Below are 16,518 nucleotides of genomic sequence, written 5' to 3'. Positions count from 1 at the left end.
CGGGCAATTGGGGCGCTGCTGTCGGCAGCGCTTAACGTTTCTGAGATTAGCATTCACAGGTTTCAGCACACGATGGTCAGCCCGGTTCTGGTTCTGCTTTGTGGGATCGGCCTTGTCATCCTCCTCATCGTGGTTGTCCGGCTCAATGCTTTTTTGTCTTTGATGTTAGCCGCTTTTGCGGTGAGTCTGCTGGCCCCCGGTGATTGGGGAGAAAAGATTTCTCGCGCGACAGCGGCTTTTGGCACGACCGCCGGCAACATTGGGGTGATGATTGCCCTGGCCGCTGTCATCGGCAAGTGCCTGATGGAAAGCGGCTCCGCCGACCGGATTGTCCGCACTTGCCTTCGCATTTTGGGCGAGCGCCGCGCTCCCATCGCTCTGATGGCAAGTGGCTTTGTGCTCTCCATTCCCGTTTTTTTTGATACCGTTTTCTACCTTCTCGTCCCCCTGGCCCGATCTTTTTCCCGTATCATACGATCGGGATATGTGCTGTCCGTCCTCGCCATTGGAGCTGGCGCCGCCCTGACACACACGCTCGTACCGCCCACCCCTGGTCCGCTCGCTGTAGCGGGGCTACTGGGAGTGGACGTGGGACATATGATCCTCATGGGAATTCTTATAGGCGTACCTGCCGCGATGCTTGTATTTCCATTCCTCAATGTCCTCGAAAAACTTTCGCCGTTGCCGGTCCGCCCGTATCCAGGTGAACAGGAAGCCCCACCTCGTCCCGATCAAGAGTTGCCCCCTTTCTGGCTGGCCAGCACCCCGGTTGTCCTGCCGGTCGTTCTTATCTCAGCGAACACCATTTTGAAAGTCCTTGCTAAGCAAAACCCTCAGTTGGGCTCCGCGGCCCTTGTGGCTTCGATCATCGGAGATCCCAGTTTGGCTCTTTTCCTTGCCGCCATCGTGGCGATGGTCACCACCGTCTGGAACCGTCGCCTGTCTCTAACAGAATTGGGCCGAATGACGGAAGAGGCTCTAATGAGTGCCGGGATGATCATTCTGATCACGTCGGCGGGCGGGGCTTTCGGTGCCATGTTACGGCAAACAGGCATCAGCGAGAACGTGGGACGGTTTGTCGAATCACAATCACAGGCCGGCGGACTTTTGCTGTTGGTGACCGGTTTTCTCGTGGCGGCCATCATGAAAACGGCCCAGGGCTCAAGTACCGTGGCCATGCTCACCACGGCTGGAATTATGGGCTCGCTATTCAAGACCCCGGAAGCCCTGGTGCAATATCTTCACTGCCATCCCGTCTACTTGGCGCTTTCGATAGGGGCTGGTTCTTTGGTTTTTTGCTGGATGAATGACAGTGGATTCTGGGTCGTCGCGAGAATGAGTGTTTGGAGCGAAACAGAAGCCCTTAAACTGTGGACAGTGACGGCCGCCCTGGCCGGAGTGGCTGCTTTTGTTGTGACTTTGCTCTTTGCCTGGTTGCTCCCGGGAGCATTCTTTTCGGGGTGAGCAGAGCCTGTAGTTGCACGATGGCAATGTGATTACCTCGCTAACGGCGAGGCCGGATAACGCGTCCGGTGCTCGTTTCGATGGTCACCCAAAAAGGATGCTGTCTGTCCCAGCGACGGGCCACGTCGTTGAGGAGGGTTTCCACATCGGGGGCTAACTCACGCGTATCGAGGCGCCGGGTGTTCACAAGAATCGTCGAACGCTTGTCGAAATCAATGATCTCAGGGTTTAAACCGATCGTTGCTTTCGCTGCTCCCACTTGAAGCATCACTGTGTTTTCGCTGGGAATTCGGCCCCGCACGATAAGTGGCGTGGGGTTCGCGGGAGGCCAGGAAAGGGGCGGCTCAACGACGGCCGGCGGCATTTCCTGGAGCTCCACGTACCAGAAGAAGTTGTCAAACAAACGCATTGTTCGAGCCGTAAAATCCCGGGGGGCAGGATCTCTCTGGTGATACGACATCCATTCGAAAATCCGCAGGATTTCGTCCGAAAAGGAATCTCGTCCCCGGCCCTGGTACTCCACCACGGTGGTGTTGAAGCCCCGGTTGAGGCAACGGTCCAGATCCCGGGCATTATCCGCCATGAGAGTGCCGTCAAGCTCTCCAAGTACCACGTAAAACGGTAGTTGGGCTGCGTTTTCCCAGTAAAACGTGCAGTACTTATCCGATCGCCCGGCAATGACAATGACCCCTGCCCAGAGACTGGGATGGGCCAGACCAATGTCCCAGGCCGCGTCTCCTCCGGCAAAATGCCCGCTGAGAAAAACGCGGTCCGTATCGATGGAAAACCGCGACAGGGCGTCCCGAAGCACTGCGAGAATCAGCCCATGCTCTCGGGCCGAGTACTGATATGCTACCTGTCGTTCCTGAGTCCATTGAGGAGCAATCACAATGTAGCCGTGACGTCCAGCCTGTCCATGCCGATAGCCGTTTTCGTCGAACGGACCAGCCCACCAGTCGATCTGCTGCTCGGCAGTGGTCTGCAGCCCGTGCAAAGTCACGATTGCCGGATAGCGACGCAGCGGATGATACTCAGGAGGAAGCTGCACCAAATAGCGGGCGGGCGGTTCCTTGGCATCCCAGTTGATCTCGACCTCAAAAAAGCCGGACTTGCCGGGAACCTCCGCGGGCAGCGGCCGAGGCGGGGCCATGCTGGCGAGGATGCCCACCGAATACACCGGCAAACTCCCTTCCTCTTTCCGCAACCGCTCGAGAATTTCCCCTTTCTTCATTGTGTCATTCTCATTAAGGTACTCGACAATTAACGCCCGGGTTCGATACATCGAAAGAGCGACCGATAAATTGCGTGTCGCTCGATCGGCACCCACCAACCAACCACTGATGGCCAGTGCCACCCGATCTTCGCCCGGTACCGAATTGTCATCAACCAACTGTGAGAAAGCTGCCAGACGGGGCAGAGTATCGGGACTGAGCTGTGCGGCAATTTCCTGAAAGATCTCTAAACACAATTGTCGGACGGCTGTTTGGTCGATCCCTTGGATCAGAGCTTCCAGCTTGGAAAGAAGGTCCTTGGCTTGTTGGGCCTGTTTTTCGTAATTCTCACGGAATTCGCGGACCTCCTGAAGGATTTCACCAGCCACGCCCTCCGTGGGAAATTTCTCCAGCAGAGTATAAACCGTTCGATGTTGGCCAGCTTTGGAACGCAACCGGAGTTCCTCGAGAATCTTTCTTGCCGATAACTGTTTGAGTGATCGGAGCGATTGCTCAATATCTGGCTTCTCGTTTGCAGGGAGTTGCGGATCGTTCAGCAGGTTCTGAAGCTCCTGCACTGCGTCCTCATAGCGGCCCATCTGTACGAAAAAACGCGCAATCCGTTTTCGGGTATCGACGCTGGTACTATCTCCTGAAGCCTTGACCAGGATCCGGTAAAGCACATCCTTGGGAAGACTCGTTGTGGCCAGCCGCATATCCCAAACATGGGTGATTCCCTGAATCCGTACCCATTGCGGCGTGATTTCCGTAATGCCCTGGATGACATCGACCTTTCCCCGCGTAGTGAGCATTGTGTAGATCCGCCGACCAAACTCGTCAAAGGGAGTTACCCGCACGGGAAATCCTACACTGCTGATCGTGGCTCCCTGCTCGGCCACCGGTTGGCGAAGGCGAAATCGTTCCTGAATTTCCGCGGTAATGCCCGGCCGAATTTCCCGAATTTGTCTTTTGGAGACGAAGGTTCGGCGAAGGTCATCATCGACAAAAACGATCAACGGAATTGGTCCAGCACCCTCTGGATCGACGAGCTTGGGTATATCGACAAGTCCCGTCACAAGACCCAATTTCCCCGTCAGGATCCGCCCATCTTTTAAAATCACCTCTTCTGCAGTGGCTACGGGCAGAAAAAGGGCGGCCAGAGCTGCCGTACAAGTCCGGATCAAAACCGAGCGCTCCTGCACGAGTGACGCAAAGTGAGCAACTTTGACCATGTAAATCATCCCTTCTCCCCTGTGTGCCTCGGTTTGCGACCCCGTCCTTTTCTTTCAGTACCATATGCCTCGGCACTCTTCTTTCATTATCCGGCCTGCTACCGTATGCGTACACTCAATTGCCCCGATCTGCAAAAAAGAGCCATGCAGGTACGTAGCCGGATGTTGAAACTATCATATTTTGCGGAAATCTCAAAAAATTTAGGTTCCATCGGTTCCCAATGGGCACGAAAGCGTGAAATATTTTTGGGGTACTCTTCGAGGGACGTTCTCGTCATTTCCGCTCCGTGGTTTGCCTCTGATCGAAATGAGGCGAGAGCCTTATCCCCGCAATGCAAGTACTTTCGAAGTCGCCGTTGGATGAAAACGTGAACCTGGCTTGCAACCCACGTCTCCGGCGTCTGGGCCACCGCTAGGGTAGCGTCGTGAATTGGTCCTGCAACATGGGGAACGTGGCCAGGCAGTTCTGATAGGGGCAATTCATGAATTGCCCCTACGCGGGGCACCTGGATGGAACAGGGCTTTTCTTTTCCCCACAGCACCCCCATGCGCCGCACATTGGCTGAATACAACCCTTATACATATGTTGACGAGAATGCGGAAACTGCTGAAGATAAACATTTCATGGGCTATTATGGTGAACCGAACTACAAGGAACGTGGGGGATGCTTCGACTGCGGATCTTGCTGGCCTTGCTGGCAATACTTTTTCTGGCGATCGTGTCGCTGGCGGCGGTGCTTTCAGTCGCCGAGGTGATAGCTGCCGTGGGAGATTCGGCGGCCGCCTCTACCTTTCGCTATATTGGCCTTGGTGTGGGATGTATCGCGGGAATCACGTTGACGGTCCTGGTGTTCTGGATTTCTCTGATCCTGCTGGGCGAACTGGTTCGCGCGGAAGCTCTTGCCGAGAAACCAGTGGTGGAACAGAAGACGGGCGAGCTCTCTCCCGGGATCGAGGAAGAGGAGGAAGACGTGGAGCCACGGGATGAACTATCCTGAGGGACGTAAGAGTCTCATGTCAGCGTTCGTTGTCTCATGCCAGCATCCGTGCCAAATTCCATACCCGCGTGATCTTATTTCGCTCCCGCATTCTTCGATGCTTTTGTGATCTTCATCCACTCCGCGCCTGAGGCAACCCATTGCCCGTTTACCACCGTTGCCTCGGGAGGCTCCTAAGATTCCCACCACCGTCCGCGTGTGTGATGACGCACACCGACTTTGGAATGTTGTGCCTGACCAGTCAAAATGTCACGCCGCGCGTCGGGGTCGGACGCCTCCCATTGCTGGTTCTGTCTGAGAGAGCGGTGCACCATCTACGGTTGTGGGTTGCTGTTGTTCGTCTCTATCTGTGGGCTGCGGATTGGTGGACACCCGGTTTTTTGCACGGATCGGGACTACGGCTGGCGTATCTGAATCCGTTCCCGCGCCTTCCGCTGTCCGCTCATCGAGAATTTCCTTGATAAATGTCGTCCACTCGGTGTTCAATGTGGATTCGGATCTCAGCAGGCCGTGGATCCACCGAAGAAAGCCGGGCATGAGCAGGGCCGTAACCAGCGTCAATCCCACCCCGAAAGTCAGCACACGCCCCAGGCTTTCCAGCCCACGATGGGGAGAGAGCATAAGTGCTCCAAACCCAATCATGGTTGTGAGGCTGTTGACAACGACCGCAACCAGGGTCGCATTGCTGGGCATCTTGTAGTCTATTCCCTGCTTGCGGAAGTCGTGAACGATGTGCACCCCGTTATCGATTCCAATACCCAATATGAGTGGCAGCGTGATCATGTTTGCCGGGTTTAACGGTAGGTTCAACCAGCCCATCAAACCGAATAAGCACACCATTCCCAGGAACAACGGGATAAGAGCCAGAAGGACATCCTTCAGGTTGCGGAAATCAATGTAAAGCACGATCAGAATCGCAAAAAATGCGTATAACGCGGCCTCGATGTAGGCACGATTCATTTGATGGCAGGCCTCATAGATCTGGATAGGATTTCCTGTGGCCGCCGGATCCACCCGCCGGACCTGCGTTACAAACTCCCGCATCGTCTCGGGATCCCAAAAGTCTCCTTTGCAGTAAATTTGAAGCAGGTGCTGGCTCGTTCGACCAACAAACCGATCAACAAGGGCTGGCGGAAGGTCAGTCAATTCTGGCGGTTCCGCTGTCAAATTCCTGACCATTTCCGGTTTCAGTGGAAATGCCTGGCTGACACTTTCCCGATATTTTTCCAAGCGTGTCGTCAACTCTTCAGAGGTAAAGTGCGCCACCTGATTTCGCATCTGACCGATCCATTGCGCCAATTGTGAGCCGCCTTGCAGCTCGGTAGCAGCGCTTGCTAGAACAGCCAGGGCCTGACTGAGTTGTTCAGAAGAAATCGCAGCTGAATTGACGAGTGGCTGAACGGCGGCCACGATAGCTTCCACATAAGGCTTTTTGGCACCAATATCCTCCGGGATGACGGAAGCCAGGTCTTCCACCCGATCGACGGTGGGAAGAGCCAGAAATTCCGCTTTGCGGCGGCGAGCCTCCTCAAGGGACGGGGCCATGGATAGGGCAAAGTAGCTGCTTCGGCTCATATGGGTCACAAGTTTTTCCTGGGTTTGCACGCTGTCCAGGCCCACGGGCTGGAGATTAAGCAGATTGTAATCGTACTGTAAGCCGGATAACCCCAGTGCAAGAAAGCCTGTCGCTGCTGCCATACCCAGGGTGATACCCCGCGGTGCCTTCGCTATGAAGCTGAACCAGGGTGCAAGCTCAAGGTCGTGGGGTAAAGAACGCGCATCAGTCTCACGATCCATCAGGCAGATGACAGCCGGAAGGACCGTCATATCGGAAAGCCAGCAAAGCAACACCCCGCCACCGGCAATAATCCCCAATTCTGCCACGCCGAGAAAATCGGTCAACGCACCTGCAAAAAATGCGGCCGCTGTGGTGATGGCACCGGTCGCGATTCCTGGTCCAACCTGTGTCGCCGTTGCAATTAACGCTTCCCGCGTTTGACGGGTCTTCCGCTTGGTGTCCAGATAGTGCGAGACGAAATGGACACCGTAGTCGCCCAGACCAATGAGCATCGCCCCAAAGGCACTCGTCAGAATATTGAGATGCCCGACCGCGGCTGCAACATATCCAACTGACCAGGTGACACCCATCAAAAGCGACAAACTGACGGCCACAGGGTAGCGGACTCCCCCAAATCCGGCAAAGAATACGAAGACGACCCCCGCCAGCGAGAGGACAGCCATTGCCGCTGATGAACTGCTGGACTTCATCTCGTCGTATTCCAGCAGGGGAAGACCTGTGGCGCCGATGGACACCCCCTGATGCTGGGATTCCACCTCGTGCAGTATGGCTCGGAGGGTACAGATATGTTCACTGAACCGCGTGAATTGCCTGCCGCTATCCGGAGTAAATCGAAGTGTGAGGAGCCCCAGTCGGCCATCGGGGGAGAAGAACATCTCCTCGGCATCCGTTTTCTCAATGGAAAAATCCCCAGTAGTGGTTTCTGCCCTCCCGTAATCGTTGGCGGGGTGTGAGGCACTTACTCCGCTCATTTGGGTCAGACCGTCACCTGACGGACTGCTACCGGCTAAAATCCGGCCGAGAAGAGAGAGACTTTCCACAAGCTGAGAGTGATATTGCAGGAGTGGTTCAGGCGAACCGGTTTGCGCGACGAGTTGCGCCAGTCCCGCAACAAACGCCGCTGGGTCGACGAGGTGTATCTGGGAGCCGAGAACAGCCTGAAAGCTAACGATCTTCTGTGCAAGTCGGGCGAGATCATCCTTCGGCAGGTAATAAAGGCCTTTTCGTTTAAGATTGCTTTTGTCTACGCGCCAAAGGATGGAATGGAAAAATTCAGGGTGTTTCTCCAGTTGGCTGGCGATCTCAGCGAGGATCGGCTTAATTTGGTCGGGAGAATCGCCCTGGACGACCACATAAACGTCTTCCTGATCAGAAAACTCTCGCACATACGCGAGCCAGCGGCGGTGGTATTCGTTTCGGGGATTGAGAAGATCCGCCCGGCTTGTGTGGATTTCAATGAACCGAATACCCGCAAATATGCTAATGGCCGCGATAAAGCCTCCGAGAATCAGTGTAAGTACAGGCCGATATGTAGCCAGCGTAACAAGTTGCCGGGAAAGATAGGCGAGGAAATGAATCTTCTGCAACTGGGGCATCCGTTCCCCTCATATGGTTTGATGAAGGCTTTAGTTACCGTCTGTCACGGGTGAAAGCAGTGTAATCGGCCACTTTCCGGATCGAGCCAGCTACGTTAACGATCTATCCTCCGTCTCGCGACAGGTGCCACGTTCAGATCGACCGACTCTCCAGGTTGCCCATGTTATCAAAAACGTGGGGCAGGCGACAAGATGAAATCACTGAAGGAGTTCATCCATTCACAAGTATCAAAGCGAACGGCGATCCGGGGAAAAGTAAGAACCGCAACCTTTTTTCGCCGCATCAGGAAGGGCAATGCATGCTTGATGGATTGAGTGGCCCATTCGTTAGGGGCAATCCGTGCGGGATCGATTGGTTTGGTGGGGGTCGTTCATGAACCTGCCCTACTGGGGTTGCCCGACCGATGTGGTGCGCGGGTGTCAACACCGGGAAGGGCATGCCGCGCGCCTCGGAGAGACTTGCTTGTCAAATCCGTTTCTCCACGATAAGTGATCCATTTCATTTCACCGGGCACGACAAGCGTGCCCCTCCGACCTTTTTGCCGACGGACCCCTCCCGGAGGGACCCGCTTGTCGGGTCCTTCATTCAACCTTCATTGACTTTCGCCGGGGACTGAAGTCCCGCGCCGAAAGCGGTGCTAAAGCCCCGCACTCCATGGAGTGCGGCGATTCATCGCCGCTTTTCGGTGAAGGCTTCAGCCTTCACCACCTTGCCGTCCGCCCGGATGGAACCAGGGTGACCGGTCGGCGGCACCCGATCCTCCAATCCACACAATGGAGAGACCTGCTTGTCAGGTCCGCTTTCCCACCATGGGTGATCCATTTCATTTCACCGGGCACGACAAGCGTGCCCCTCCGACCTTTTTCTGGAGGGACCTGCTTGTTAGGTCCGTTTGTCAACGTTCGATCATTATTTTCGTTTCATCGGGGACTGAAGTCCCGCGCTGAAAGCGGGGCTGAAGCCCCGCACTCCATGGAGTGCGGCGATTCATCGCCGCTTTTCGGTGAAGGCTTTAGCCTTCACCACCTTGCCGTCCGCCCGGATGGAACCAGGGTGACCGGTCGGCGGCACCCGATCCTCCAATCCACACAATGGAGAGACCTGCTTGTCAGGTCCGCTTTTCCACCATGGGTGATCCATTTCATTTCACCGGGCACGACAAGCGTGCCCCCCCGACCTTTCTGCCGACGGACCTCTCCCGGAGGGACCCGCTTGTCGGGTCCTTCATTCAACCTTCATTGACTTTCGCCGGGGACTGAAGTCCCGCGCTGAAAGCGGGGCTGAAGCCCCGCACTCCACATGTGGAGCCACGTCCTTCCGGGCACGACAAGCGTGCCCCTCCGATCTTTTTCTGGAGGGACCTGCTTGTCAGGTCCACATTTCCAACATCGAAGATCCACCGGCTTTCAGCGGGCAAGATAACCATGCCCCTTCGGGCTGAGTCTCACTTTCATGCGAACGCGTGTGGACGCCTGCGTGTTCACTGGCAGAGGAAAAGTAGGGATGAGTCAGGCCTGATTCAGGTTTACACCACATAGCGGCTTAAGGTTCCCCGTTGGGCTAACTTCGGCGGCAATTTCGGAGTTACCGCGCCCAGCATGAAACCGTGGCTATTGGTTTGACGTAGCGGCTTCGTTCCCCGATTCCCGTTGCCACAATGGTCTTTTCTTCTCGATCCCACGGACGAAATGGCTTGAAGCGTGTAGACCGTTGATATCCCGTACCGTGTTGAAACGCCCCGGAGCATGGCTATTCCCCGGGTTACTGGTAGCAAGAGTCAGCGTTACAATACCGGTGCCTGTTTGCTGGAGTCTCAGCGGGTTGTACGACTATCGCACGGGGTTTTTGATCCGCCAACTTACAATCGCGGTGTAGAAAATGGCACGATTATCGCGTCGCAGGTGGCTCGGGTTGAACCTGACCTTCGCGGCCGGGTCGTTCATACGCTGGCAACTCCCTCCGCAGACCTCTCTTCGGCCATTGACACGACCGCCCAGTTACCACTGGTTCGGATACTACGATAAATTCCAGTTCGACCCCAGTGATCGCTATGTTCTGGGGATGGCGGTTGATTTCGAACACCGGTCGCCGCGCCCGGACGATGTCATCACGCTGGGCATGATCGATCTTAACAATGACGATGAGTGGATACCTTTCGCCCGGACCACCGCGTGGTGCTGGCAGCAGGGATGCATGCTCCAGTGGCGACCCGGGAGCGATTCCGAGGTAATATTCAACGATCGAGAAGGGGATCGCTACGTTGCCCGAATTTTGAATGTGCGCACAGGTCGGTGCCGAACGATTAGCTGTCCTATCTACGCAGTGTCGCCAGATGGCCGGACAGCAGTGACGACGGACTTCCGTCGTCTCGGATGGGCCCGTCCCGGTTACGGGTATAACGGCATACCCGATCCGTACGCCGATCTGCCGGCGCCCGAGAACTCGGGGATCTGGCGTGTGGATTTGGAAACGGGAAAGAGCGAACTGATTCTCTCTCTCGCGGAAGTGGCGAGCATTCCCTGGCAGCATGGCTCTTTGGAAGGATGTGTCCACTGGTTCAATCATTTGCTGGTCAATCCATCAGGTGATCGTTTCGTTTTCCTACACCGGTGGAAAAAAAGCGACAGTAAATCGTGGTACACGCGGATGCTCTCGGCGAATCTGGATGGCACAGATCTGCGCGTGGTGATCGACTCGGGTTACGTTTCCCATTTCGTCTGGCGGGATGGACGTCACGTTTTGGCATATTCTCGTCGGCATCCCAAGGAGAACTGGGGATTCTTCCTCTGGGAGGACCGTCCGGAAGGACGTGTCGAACCAGTGGGACAGGGAGTCATGGGGCCGGGCGACGGCCATTGCAACTATTTGCCCGGGGGCGAGTGGATTGTGTGCGACACCTATCCCGATGCCCAGCGTCTGCAACACGTCTATCTCTACCACGTGCCCACGAATACCCGTGTTGAGCTGGCCGCGCTCCTCTCACCGCCCCAGTATACAGGAGAATGGCGGTGCGATACCCATCCTCGGGTGAGTCGGACCGGGCGATACATCACCGTGGATTCTCCCCACGAGAGCGGGCGTCAAATCTATTTGATTGACATTTCGTCGATTATCGAGAAGGCCTTGTAAACGGTTTTCTCTCACTGAGGAGGTGAGCTATGAACAATTCCAGATATGGCAAGGTTCAATCTGGCAAACATCCTTGGCCGGTTTTGACGTACTGGACAATTGCATTAGTACTTTGTCCATTAGGGGTTCGAGCGACAGGAATGGAGACTCCCGAAAAAGTTCGCGTTTTCGAACAGGAGCTTACAATTCCCACCTATCCCTGGGAAGAAGACATCAACCCCAAGTTCTGGGCTTTGGAAGGCGGTCCACGGCTTTCCACAACCGTTCACGGGAGCATCGTCTATCCCTATGTCATGCAAGACCATCTTCTGCGCACCAAAGTGGAACGGACCTACCGAGCAGTGGGCTTGGAAAATGAGTACCTGCGCGTGATCTGCCTTCCGGAATTGGGAGGGCGCATTCATTCCGTGTTGGACAAGACAACCGGCCAGGAGATGTTCCATCTGAATCGTGTGATAAAACCCGCCATGATCGCCATGCGCGGAGCCTGGATTTCCGGTGGCATTGAATGGAACTCGGGTCCCCACGGACACACCGTCACGTGTCTCTCGCCCGTTAACGTGGCAGCCCGTCAGAATCCGGATGGTTCCGCCACCCTGGAGATTTCGAACACCGAGCAAATCTTTCGGACCCGCTGGATCGTTCGCGTGACACTCCGTCCGGGCAAGGCGTTCCTGGAGGAAACTATTTCGCTCTACAATCCCACTGACGGCATGCACCCCTATTATTTCTGGAACTGCACGGCTTTCCCCAATAAAACCGGAACGCGGTTTATTTTCCCTATGAGTCTTGGAACAGATCACAATGCCCGAGAGTTCTTTCGCTGGCCGATTCACGAGGGGCAAGACTTGTCTTGGCTGAAAAACTATGACACGTACGCCTCCGTGTTTGCCGTACAGTGCACGCACGATTTTTTTGGGGCCTACGACGTGGACGCAGATCGGGGCCTCGTTCAATGGGCGGATCATCGAGAACTCAGTGGCAAAAAGGCGTGGACCTGGGGCGAGTGGGAGTTCGGAAGGGTTGCAGAACAGGATCTCACGGATGAGGATGGTCCTTATATTGAAGTGCAAAGTGGCCCTCTTCCCACACAGTCTGACTACGGCCGGTTGCGTCCCCGACAAACGGTGGCTTGGAGAGAATGGTGGTATCCTGTCCACGGGCTGGGGGATGGATTCGAATTCGCCACCCGGCATGTTGCCATCAATGTGATGCGTGGGCGAAAAGGTGTGGAAGTTCGCGCGATTGCAACGGGCGTTTATAACGGAGCGACCTGCATTATCAGCCAGGAAAATCGAGAAATCGCCCGGTATTCGGTTGACCTTTCACCCCAAAAACCCGTTCGCCTCGCCGTGCCGGTCGCAGCATCGCAGAGCTTTTGCGTGGAGTTCCGTGCCAAAGACGGTAGTTTGCTTGCCGCGTACAAGTCCCCCTTGGAAATTCCCAAAGTGGAACCGCCTGATCCATCGCAATTCCGCGAAAAACCTGACGCGGAAAAATTAGCCGATGATTTTTACAAAGCCGGGGAGAAGGCTGACCTGGCCACCGATCGTCGTCGCGCGCGGGAATTGTACCAAAAAGCTTTGGAGAAAGACCCCAAACACGTGCGGTCACTGTGCGGACTGGCGGTTCTCGATTTTGAGGCCGGACAATATGAGTCGGCGCTTACCTGGTTGACGCACGCCCTGAAAGAATCTCCGGACGATCCGTGGTCTCTCTTTTATGCGGCCGCATCTCAATATCAACTGCAAAACTGGCAGGAAGCGTGGAATCTAACCGCCCGAGCGGAAAAACATCCCGAAACGGCTGCAGCATCAGCCGACCTTTTGGGCCGCATTGCGATGCGGCGAGGCGACTTCGGAACTGCGGAGGCTGCCTTCCGTCGGGCCCTTCAAGCAAAACCCGACGATCCTGTCAGTGAGGACCACCTCATTCTGGCCCTGTATGCAAAGGGCGAACGGGAAGAAGCTCTTAATCGGGCGGCATCGCGTTCCGCCCAAGAAACAACAGCCATCGTCCCTGCATGGATTCTTGTGATTGGCAAGAGCGAGGATGAAAAAGTATTCCTCAAACGCATGCTTGATCGATTGGGGGAATTCGAGTTTGAAGTCCTGGAGGCCGTTCATTTTCTTAAGGATGTTGGTCAGGATGCCCTTGCCACCCGGCTTGTACAGATTGTCACGGCGGATCCGCAGGCCGTGCCCAAGCTTTCGGCAATGACTTACTGGACGCTCGCATGGTTACTGGATGGGCAGGGCAAAACGGAAGCCGCAAAGCAGATGCTGGCCCAGGCTATGCAGCACAGAGTGCCCAAACGGTTTGCTTCGCGTGTGGAAGAAATTCCCGTTCTGAAATACGTTGTGGCCGCCAATCCTTCGGACAGTCACGCGTGGTTCCAGCTTGGTTGTCTGTTGGCCGCGTTGGGCCGTGTGGACGAAGCGATACCTCCCTGGACGAAAGCTGTGGAGTTGGAGCCGTCAAACAGCGTGGCCTGGCGCAATCTGGGATTGGAGGCAGCAGCACGGGGCGATCTCGCTGCCGCGGAGAAGTATTATCGGCAGGCCATCAAATCAAATCCGCAGGACCAGACGCTCTATCGCGATCTGGCCGAGCTTCTCGTTGCCGCCGGTCGCCGCAGCGAGGCCATCAGCCTTGTTGAAACCATGCCGCTCTCTGGCGTGCGACGGACCGATCTCACCGTACTCCTGGCTCAAATGTACTTCGATAGCGAGCAATACGATGACTGCCTGCGGGTGCTGGAGAACGCACCCTATTTCACCAACTGGGAAGGTCAAGACATCGTGTGGCGGCTTTTTAATCGCGCCCATATACGTCGCGGTCAGCAACGCATGGATCGCGGCGATCTTCGCTCCGCGCTGGCAGATTTTGAAGCCGCTCTCACTTATCCGAAGAACCTGCATGTCGGGCGTTCCAATAAACCGATTGAAGCTCCCGCCCGATACTGGCAGGGGGTTGCCCTGGCCAAACTGGGTCGCTTGGAGGAGGCAAAAGAGGCCTGGCAGGTCGGAGCAGGCATGCCTTCTGTTCCGGGGGAGCAGGATGAATATCGGCAGAAATGTGCCGAAGCCCTTCGGGAGTTGCCACCAGGGTTGGGTGCAGAGCGAATTTTTCTCTTTGAACCCGTTTACCGGTGCTTCAAAATTGAGCGTGATCTGGAATTGACCGGCGCTCTCGACGATCCACTGTGGCACGCGGCACCCGTCGCTGAGCTAGGCGACCCAATTGCGGGAAAACCTGCCCGTCACAAGACGCGAGCGAGACTCCTGTACAATGATCGGTATCTCTATGTGGCGTTTGAATGTGAGGATGATTTCGTCTGGGGAACCCTCCAGGAACGAGATAGTCCTATCTACGATGAGGAGTGTGTTGAAGTCTTCCTCTGTCCAACGGGGAATCCCCGGCTTTATTACGAGTTGAACGTGAGTCCGCTCAACACGGTGTTCGATGCCTTCATCCTCAATGGTCGTCCCGTTGGCGGAGAACGTGTACGGTTTATCGGCCTGAAAGACTTCACCTGTGATGGACTTGTGACCAAGGTGGCTATTGACGGGAAAGTAGGTGAGCGCGGCGCCAAGGGCTGGAGTGTGGAATATGCAATTCCCTTTAAGGCCATCGTGGGAGGTCCGACGGAGATTCCGCAGCCTGGCGAGCAATGGTTTATCAACCTGTTCAGAATTGACGCCCTTAACCCGCAGGAGCGTGAATATTACTCTTGGGTGCCGCCCGGAGCTGTGGATTTCCACCGTCCGTGGCGATTTGGAATCCTGAAATTCGACTGAACAGAGGAAATCTCTCGCCGGGACATCATTCGTTAAAAGATCTCGGACCGGCGAGTCCCTGCATGCAGCGTTTGGCTCCCTTCTTTACCCCAGCGGATTATTCCTCCTCCGGAGAAATGAGTCCATACTGAACCAGCCGTCTGTACAGACGCGGACGGGATACGCCAAGCATTTTGGCGGCCAGTGATTTGTTCCCACGCGCTCGCCGCAGCGCCCTTGCTAGAAGTTCCTTTTCGACCTGGGCAAGAAACGCAGGAAGGGAAATCTTCTCTGGCTCCTTCAGACTCCGCAGTTTTTTCTGAAAAGCCCAGCGGAAGTCCTGGGGTAGATCCCCGGAAGCAATGAGCGTTCCTGCCGCACGATTATGAGCTTGCTGAATAACGCTGGCTAGCTCAGCATAATTATTTGGCCAATCGTGCTGCACCAGAATGTCCAGCACTTCCGATGTGAATCCCATCACTTGCTTCGACTCCCTCACATTACAATCTTCAAGCAACGTCTGTGCAATGAGGGGAATGTCTTCGCGGCGCTCCCGAATGGGTGGAATAAAAATGAGGAACGTACTCAACATCTGGCCAAGGTCCTCGATCAACTTGCCCTGGGAGGCTAGTGTCATCAGGTCGGACTGAGTTGTGGCAATGACCCGTATTCCGTGCGGAGGACGCCGCAGGAATTCATAGAGGACCTGCTGCGTGGGCCAGGGGAGTTGATGCAAATTCTCCAGGATGAATGTATGCGTCAATCCTGATGGGAGCGAGATTGCTGCAAATGCCTGAAGGGTGTTTCGCAGAATATCCGGGTCAAGCTCCTCACAGGGCAGGGGAACCAGGCACTGCTGGGGATCCGGGCGCGCTGCGTAAAAAATCGCTTTTGCCAATTCAGCACCATGCCCCCCAGGAGGTTCGACGACAACCACATGGTTGGCGAGACTTGCGGCCGCCGCCACCTGCTGCTGCATCCTCTTAGCCACAGCACTGGTCCCCATCAACAGGTGCGCGTGGAATCGCGTGGCAATACCCTGCCGGAATTCGCGAATCTGCTCATGAAGTGCCAAGGCCTGTAACTGTTGGTGGGTGGTCTCCGGCGAGATGTCGGTCAATCGCGGCACAGTATCGATGCCGTCCTTGTCGGCAACAACCACGAGCAGGGCCGGTCGCCCTTCGAGGTCGTGGACGCGCAAAAACCGGGCGTGCCGCCTGCGGAGCTGGCCATCGGGAGTCAGACACGCAACAGTCCCCATGGTCTCCTCTCGGTCGAAAGCCCCCGGGGGTGGGCACAGCCCGGCGGCCAGTGCGTCCCCCGGTTCCAGATCGAGGCTGCTGTGGAATGCGCATCGGCGGTCAATAATATCCTCTTCCCGGCAGGCCAGCCATTCCAAACACGCGCGATTACAAAATCGGATTCGCCATTGTCCATCCACAAAGTAAACAGGTTCCCGAAGAAGATTGAGAAGACGCGCAATCTGACTGCGTGGACGCTTTTGCGACATCATTCGTTTTGACCGCTATG

At 55.8% G+C, this 16,518-nt stretch carries 8 protein-coding genes; 4 read left to right on the top strand and 4 right to left on the bottom strand.

Translation table 11 applies throughout. The features are described 5' to 3' along the window. Window positions 1-72: 72 nt before the first annotated feature. Window positions 73-1,464 carry a GntP family permease gene (locus tag THTE_RS10010; RefSeq protein WP_095415308.1) on the top strand — a complete coding sequence of 464 codons (1,392 nt, stop codon included), beginning with the start codon at window positions 73-75 and terminating at the stop codon, window positions 1,462-1,464. A 40-nt stretch (window positions 1,465-1,504) separates the two neighbouring features. Here the strand turns inward: THTE_RS10010 and THTE_RS10005 are convergent, their stop codons facing one another. Beyond that, window positions 1,505-3,907: a PHB depolymerase family esterase gene (locus THTE_RS10005; protein WP_157732012.1), complete on the bottom strand. Its 2,403-nt coding sequence runs from the start codon at window positions 3,905-3,907 to the stop codon at window positions 1,505-1,507. A gap of 665 nt (window positions 3,908-4,572) precedes the next feature. Between THTE_RS10005 and THTE_RS09995 the strand changes: the two genes are divergently transcribed. Further along, window positions 4,573-4,905, top strand: a complete 333-nt coding sequence (locus THTE_RS09995; protein WP_095415305.1) for a hypothetical protein — start codon at window positions 4,573-4,575, stop codon at window positions 4,903-4,905. A gap of 249 nt (window positions 4,906-5,154) precedes the next feature. On the opposite strand, the gene THTE_RS09990 is transcribed toward THTE_RS09995, so the two are convergent. Both THTE_RS09990 and THTE_RS18200 read right to left on the bottom strand, forming a co-directional pair. Continuing rightward, the gene (locus THTE_RS09990) at window positions 5,155-8,079 is read right to left on the bottom strand and encodes an MMPL family transporter (RefSeq protein ID WP_095415304.1); all 2,925 of its coding nucleotides are present in this window, start codon (window positions 8,077-8,079) and stop codon (window positions 5,155-5,157) included. Window positions 8,080-8,749: 670 nt separating this feature from the next. Then, window positions 8,750-8,902, bottom strand: a complete 153-nt coding sequence (locus tag THTE_RS18200) for a hypothetical protein (RefSeq protein WP_168175834.1) — start codon at window positions 8,900-8,902, stop codon at window positions 8,750-8,752. Window positions 8,903-9,958: 1,056 nt separating this feature from the next. On the opposite strand from THTE_RS18200, the gene THTE_RS09985 reads away from it, so the two are divergent. Then, window positions 9,959-11,209, top strand: coding sequence for a hypothetical protein (locus THTE_RS09985; protein WP_095415303.1), 1,251 nt, complete (start codon window positions 9,959-9,961; stop codon window positions 11,207-11,209). A gap of 29 nt (window positions 11,210-11,238) precedes the next feature. Beyond that, window positions 11,239-15,009 (top strand): carbohydrate-binding family 9-like protein, encoded by a 3,771-nt coding sequence (locus THTE_RS09980; RefSeq protein ID WP_095415302.1) that lies wholly within the window; start codon window positions 11,239-11,241, stop codon window positions 15,007-15,009. A 97-nt stretch (window positions 15,010-15,106) separates the two neighbouring features. Here the strand turns inward: THTE_RS09980 and THTE_RS09975 are convergent, their stop codons facing one another. Further along, window positions 15,107-16,501: an AAA-type ATPase lid domain-containing protein gene (locus tag THTE_RS09975; protein ID WP_095415301.1), complete on the bottom strand. Its 1,395-nt coding sequence runs from the start codon at window positions 16,499-16,501 to the stop codon at window positions 15,107-15,109. Between the last annotated feature and the right edge of the window lie 17 nt (window positions 16,502-16,518).

It is taken from the genome of Thermogutta terrifontis, assembly GCF_002277955.1.
Lineage (GTDB): Bacteria > Planctomycetota > Planctomycetia > Pirellulales > Thermoguttaceae > Thermogutta > Thermogutta terrifontis.
Note: the sequence above shows the minus strand (reverse complement) of the source record. Positions and strands in the feature narration are given on the sequence as shown.

Excerpts from the sequence above, each read along its gene's own strand:
- THTE_RS10010 (WP_095415308.1), top strand. The coding sequence starts at position 73 with ATGGTCAGCCCGGTTCTGGTTCTGCTTTGTGGGATCGGCCTTGTCATC.
- THTE_RS10005 (WP_157732012.1), bottom strand. The coding sequence starts at position 3,907 with ATGGTCAAAGTTGCTCACTTTGCGTCACTCGTGCAGGAGCGCTCGGTT.
- THTE_RS09995 (WP_095415305.1), top strand. The coding sequence starts at position 4,573 with ATGCTTCGACTGCGGATCTTGCTGGCCTTGCTGGCAATACTTTTTCTG.
- THTE_RS09990 (WP_095415304.1), bottom strand. The coding sequence starts at position 8,079 with ATGCCCCAGTTGCAGAAGATTCATTTCCTCGCCTATCTTTCCCGGCAA.
- THTE_RS18200 (WP_168175834.1), bottom strand. The coding sequence starts at position 8,902 with ATGGATCACCCATGGTGGGAAAGCGGACCTGACAAGCAGGTCTCTCCA.
- THTE_RS09985 (WP_095415303.1), top strand. The coding sequence starts at position 9,959 with ATGGCACGATTATCGCGTCGCAGGTGGCTCGGGTTGAACCTGACCTTC.
- THTE_RS09980 (WP_095415302.1), top strand. The coding sequence starts at position 11,239 with ATGAACAATTCCAGATATGGCAAGGTTCAATCTGGCAAACATCCTTGG.
- THTE_RS09975 (WP_095415301.1), bottom strand. The coding sequence starts at position 16,501 with ATGATGTCGCAAAAGCGTCCACGCAGTCAGATTGCGCGTCTTCTCAAT.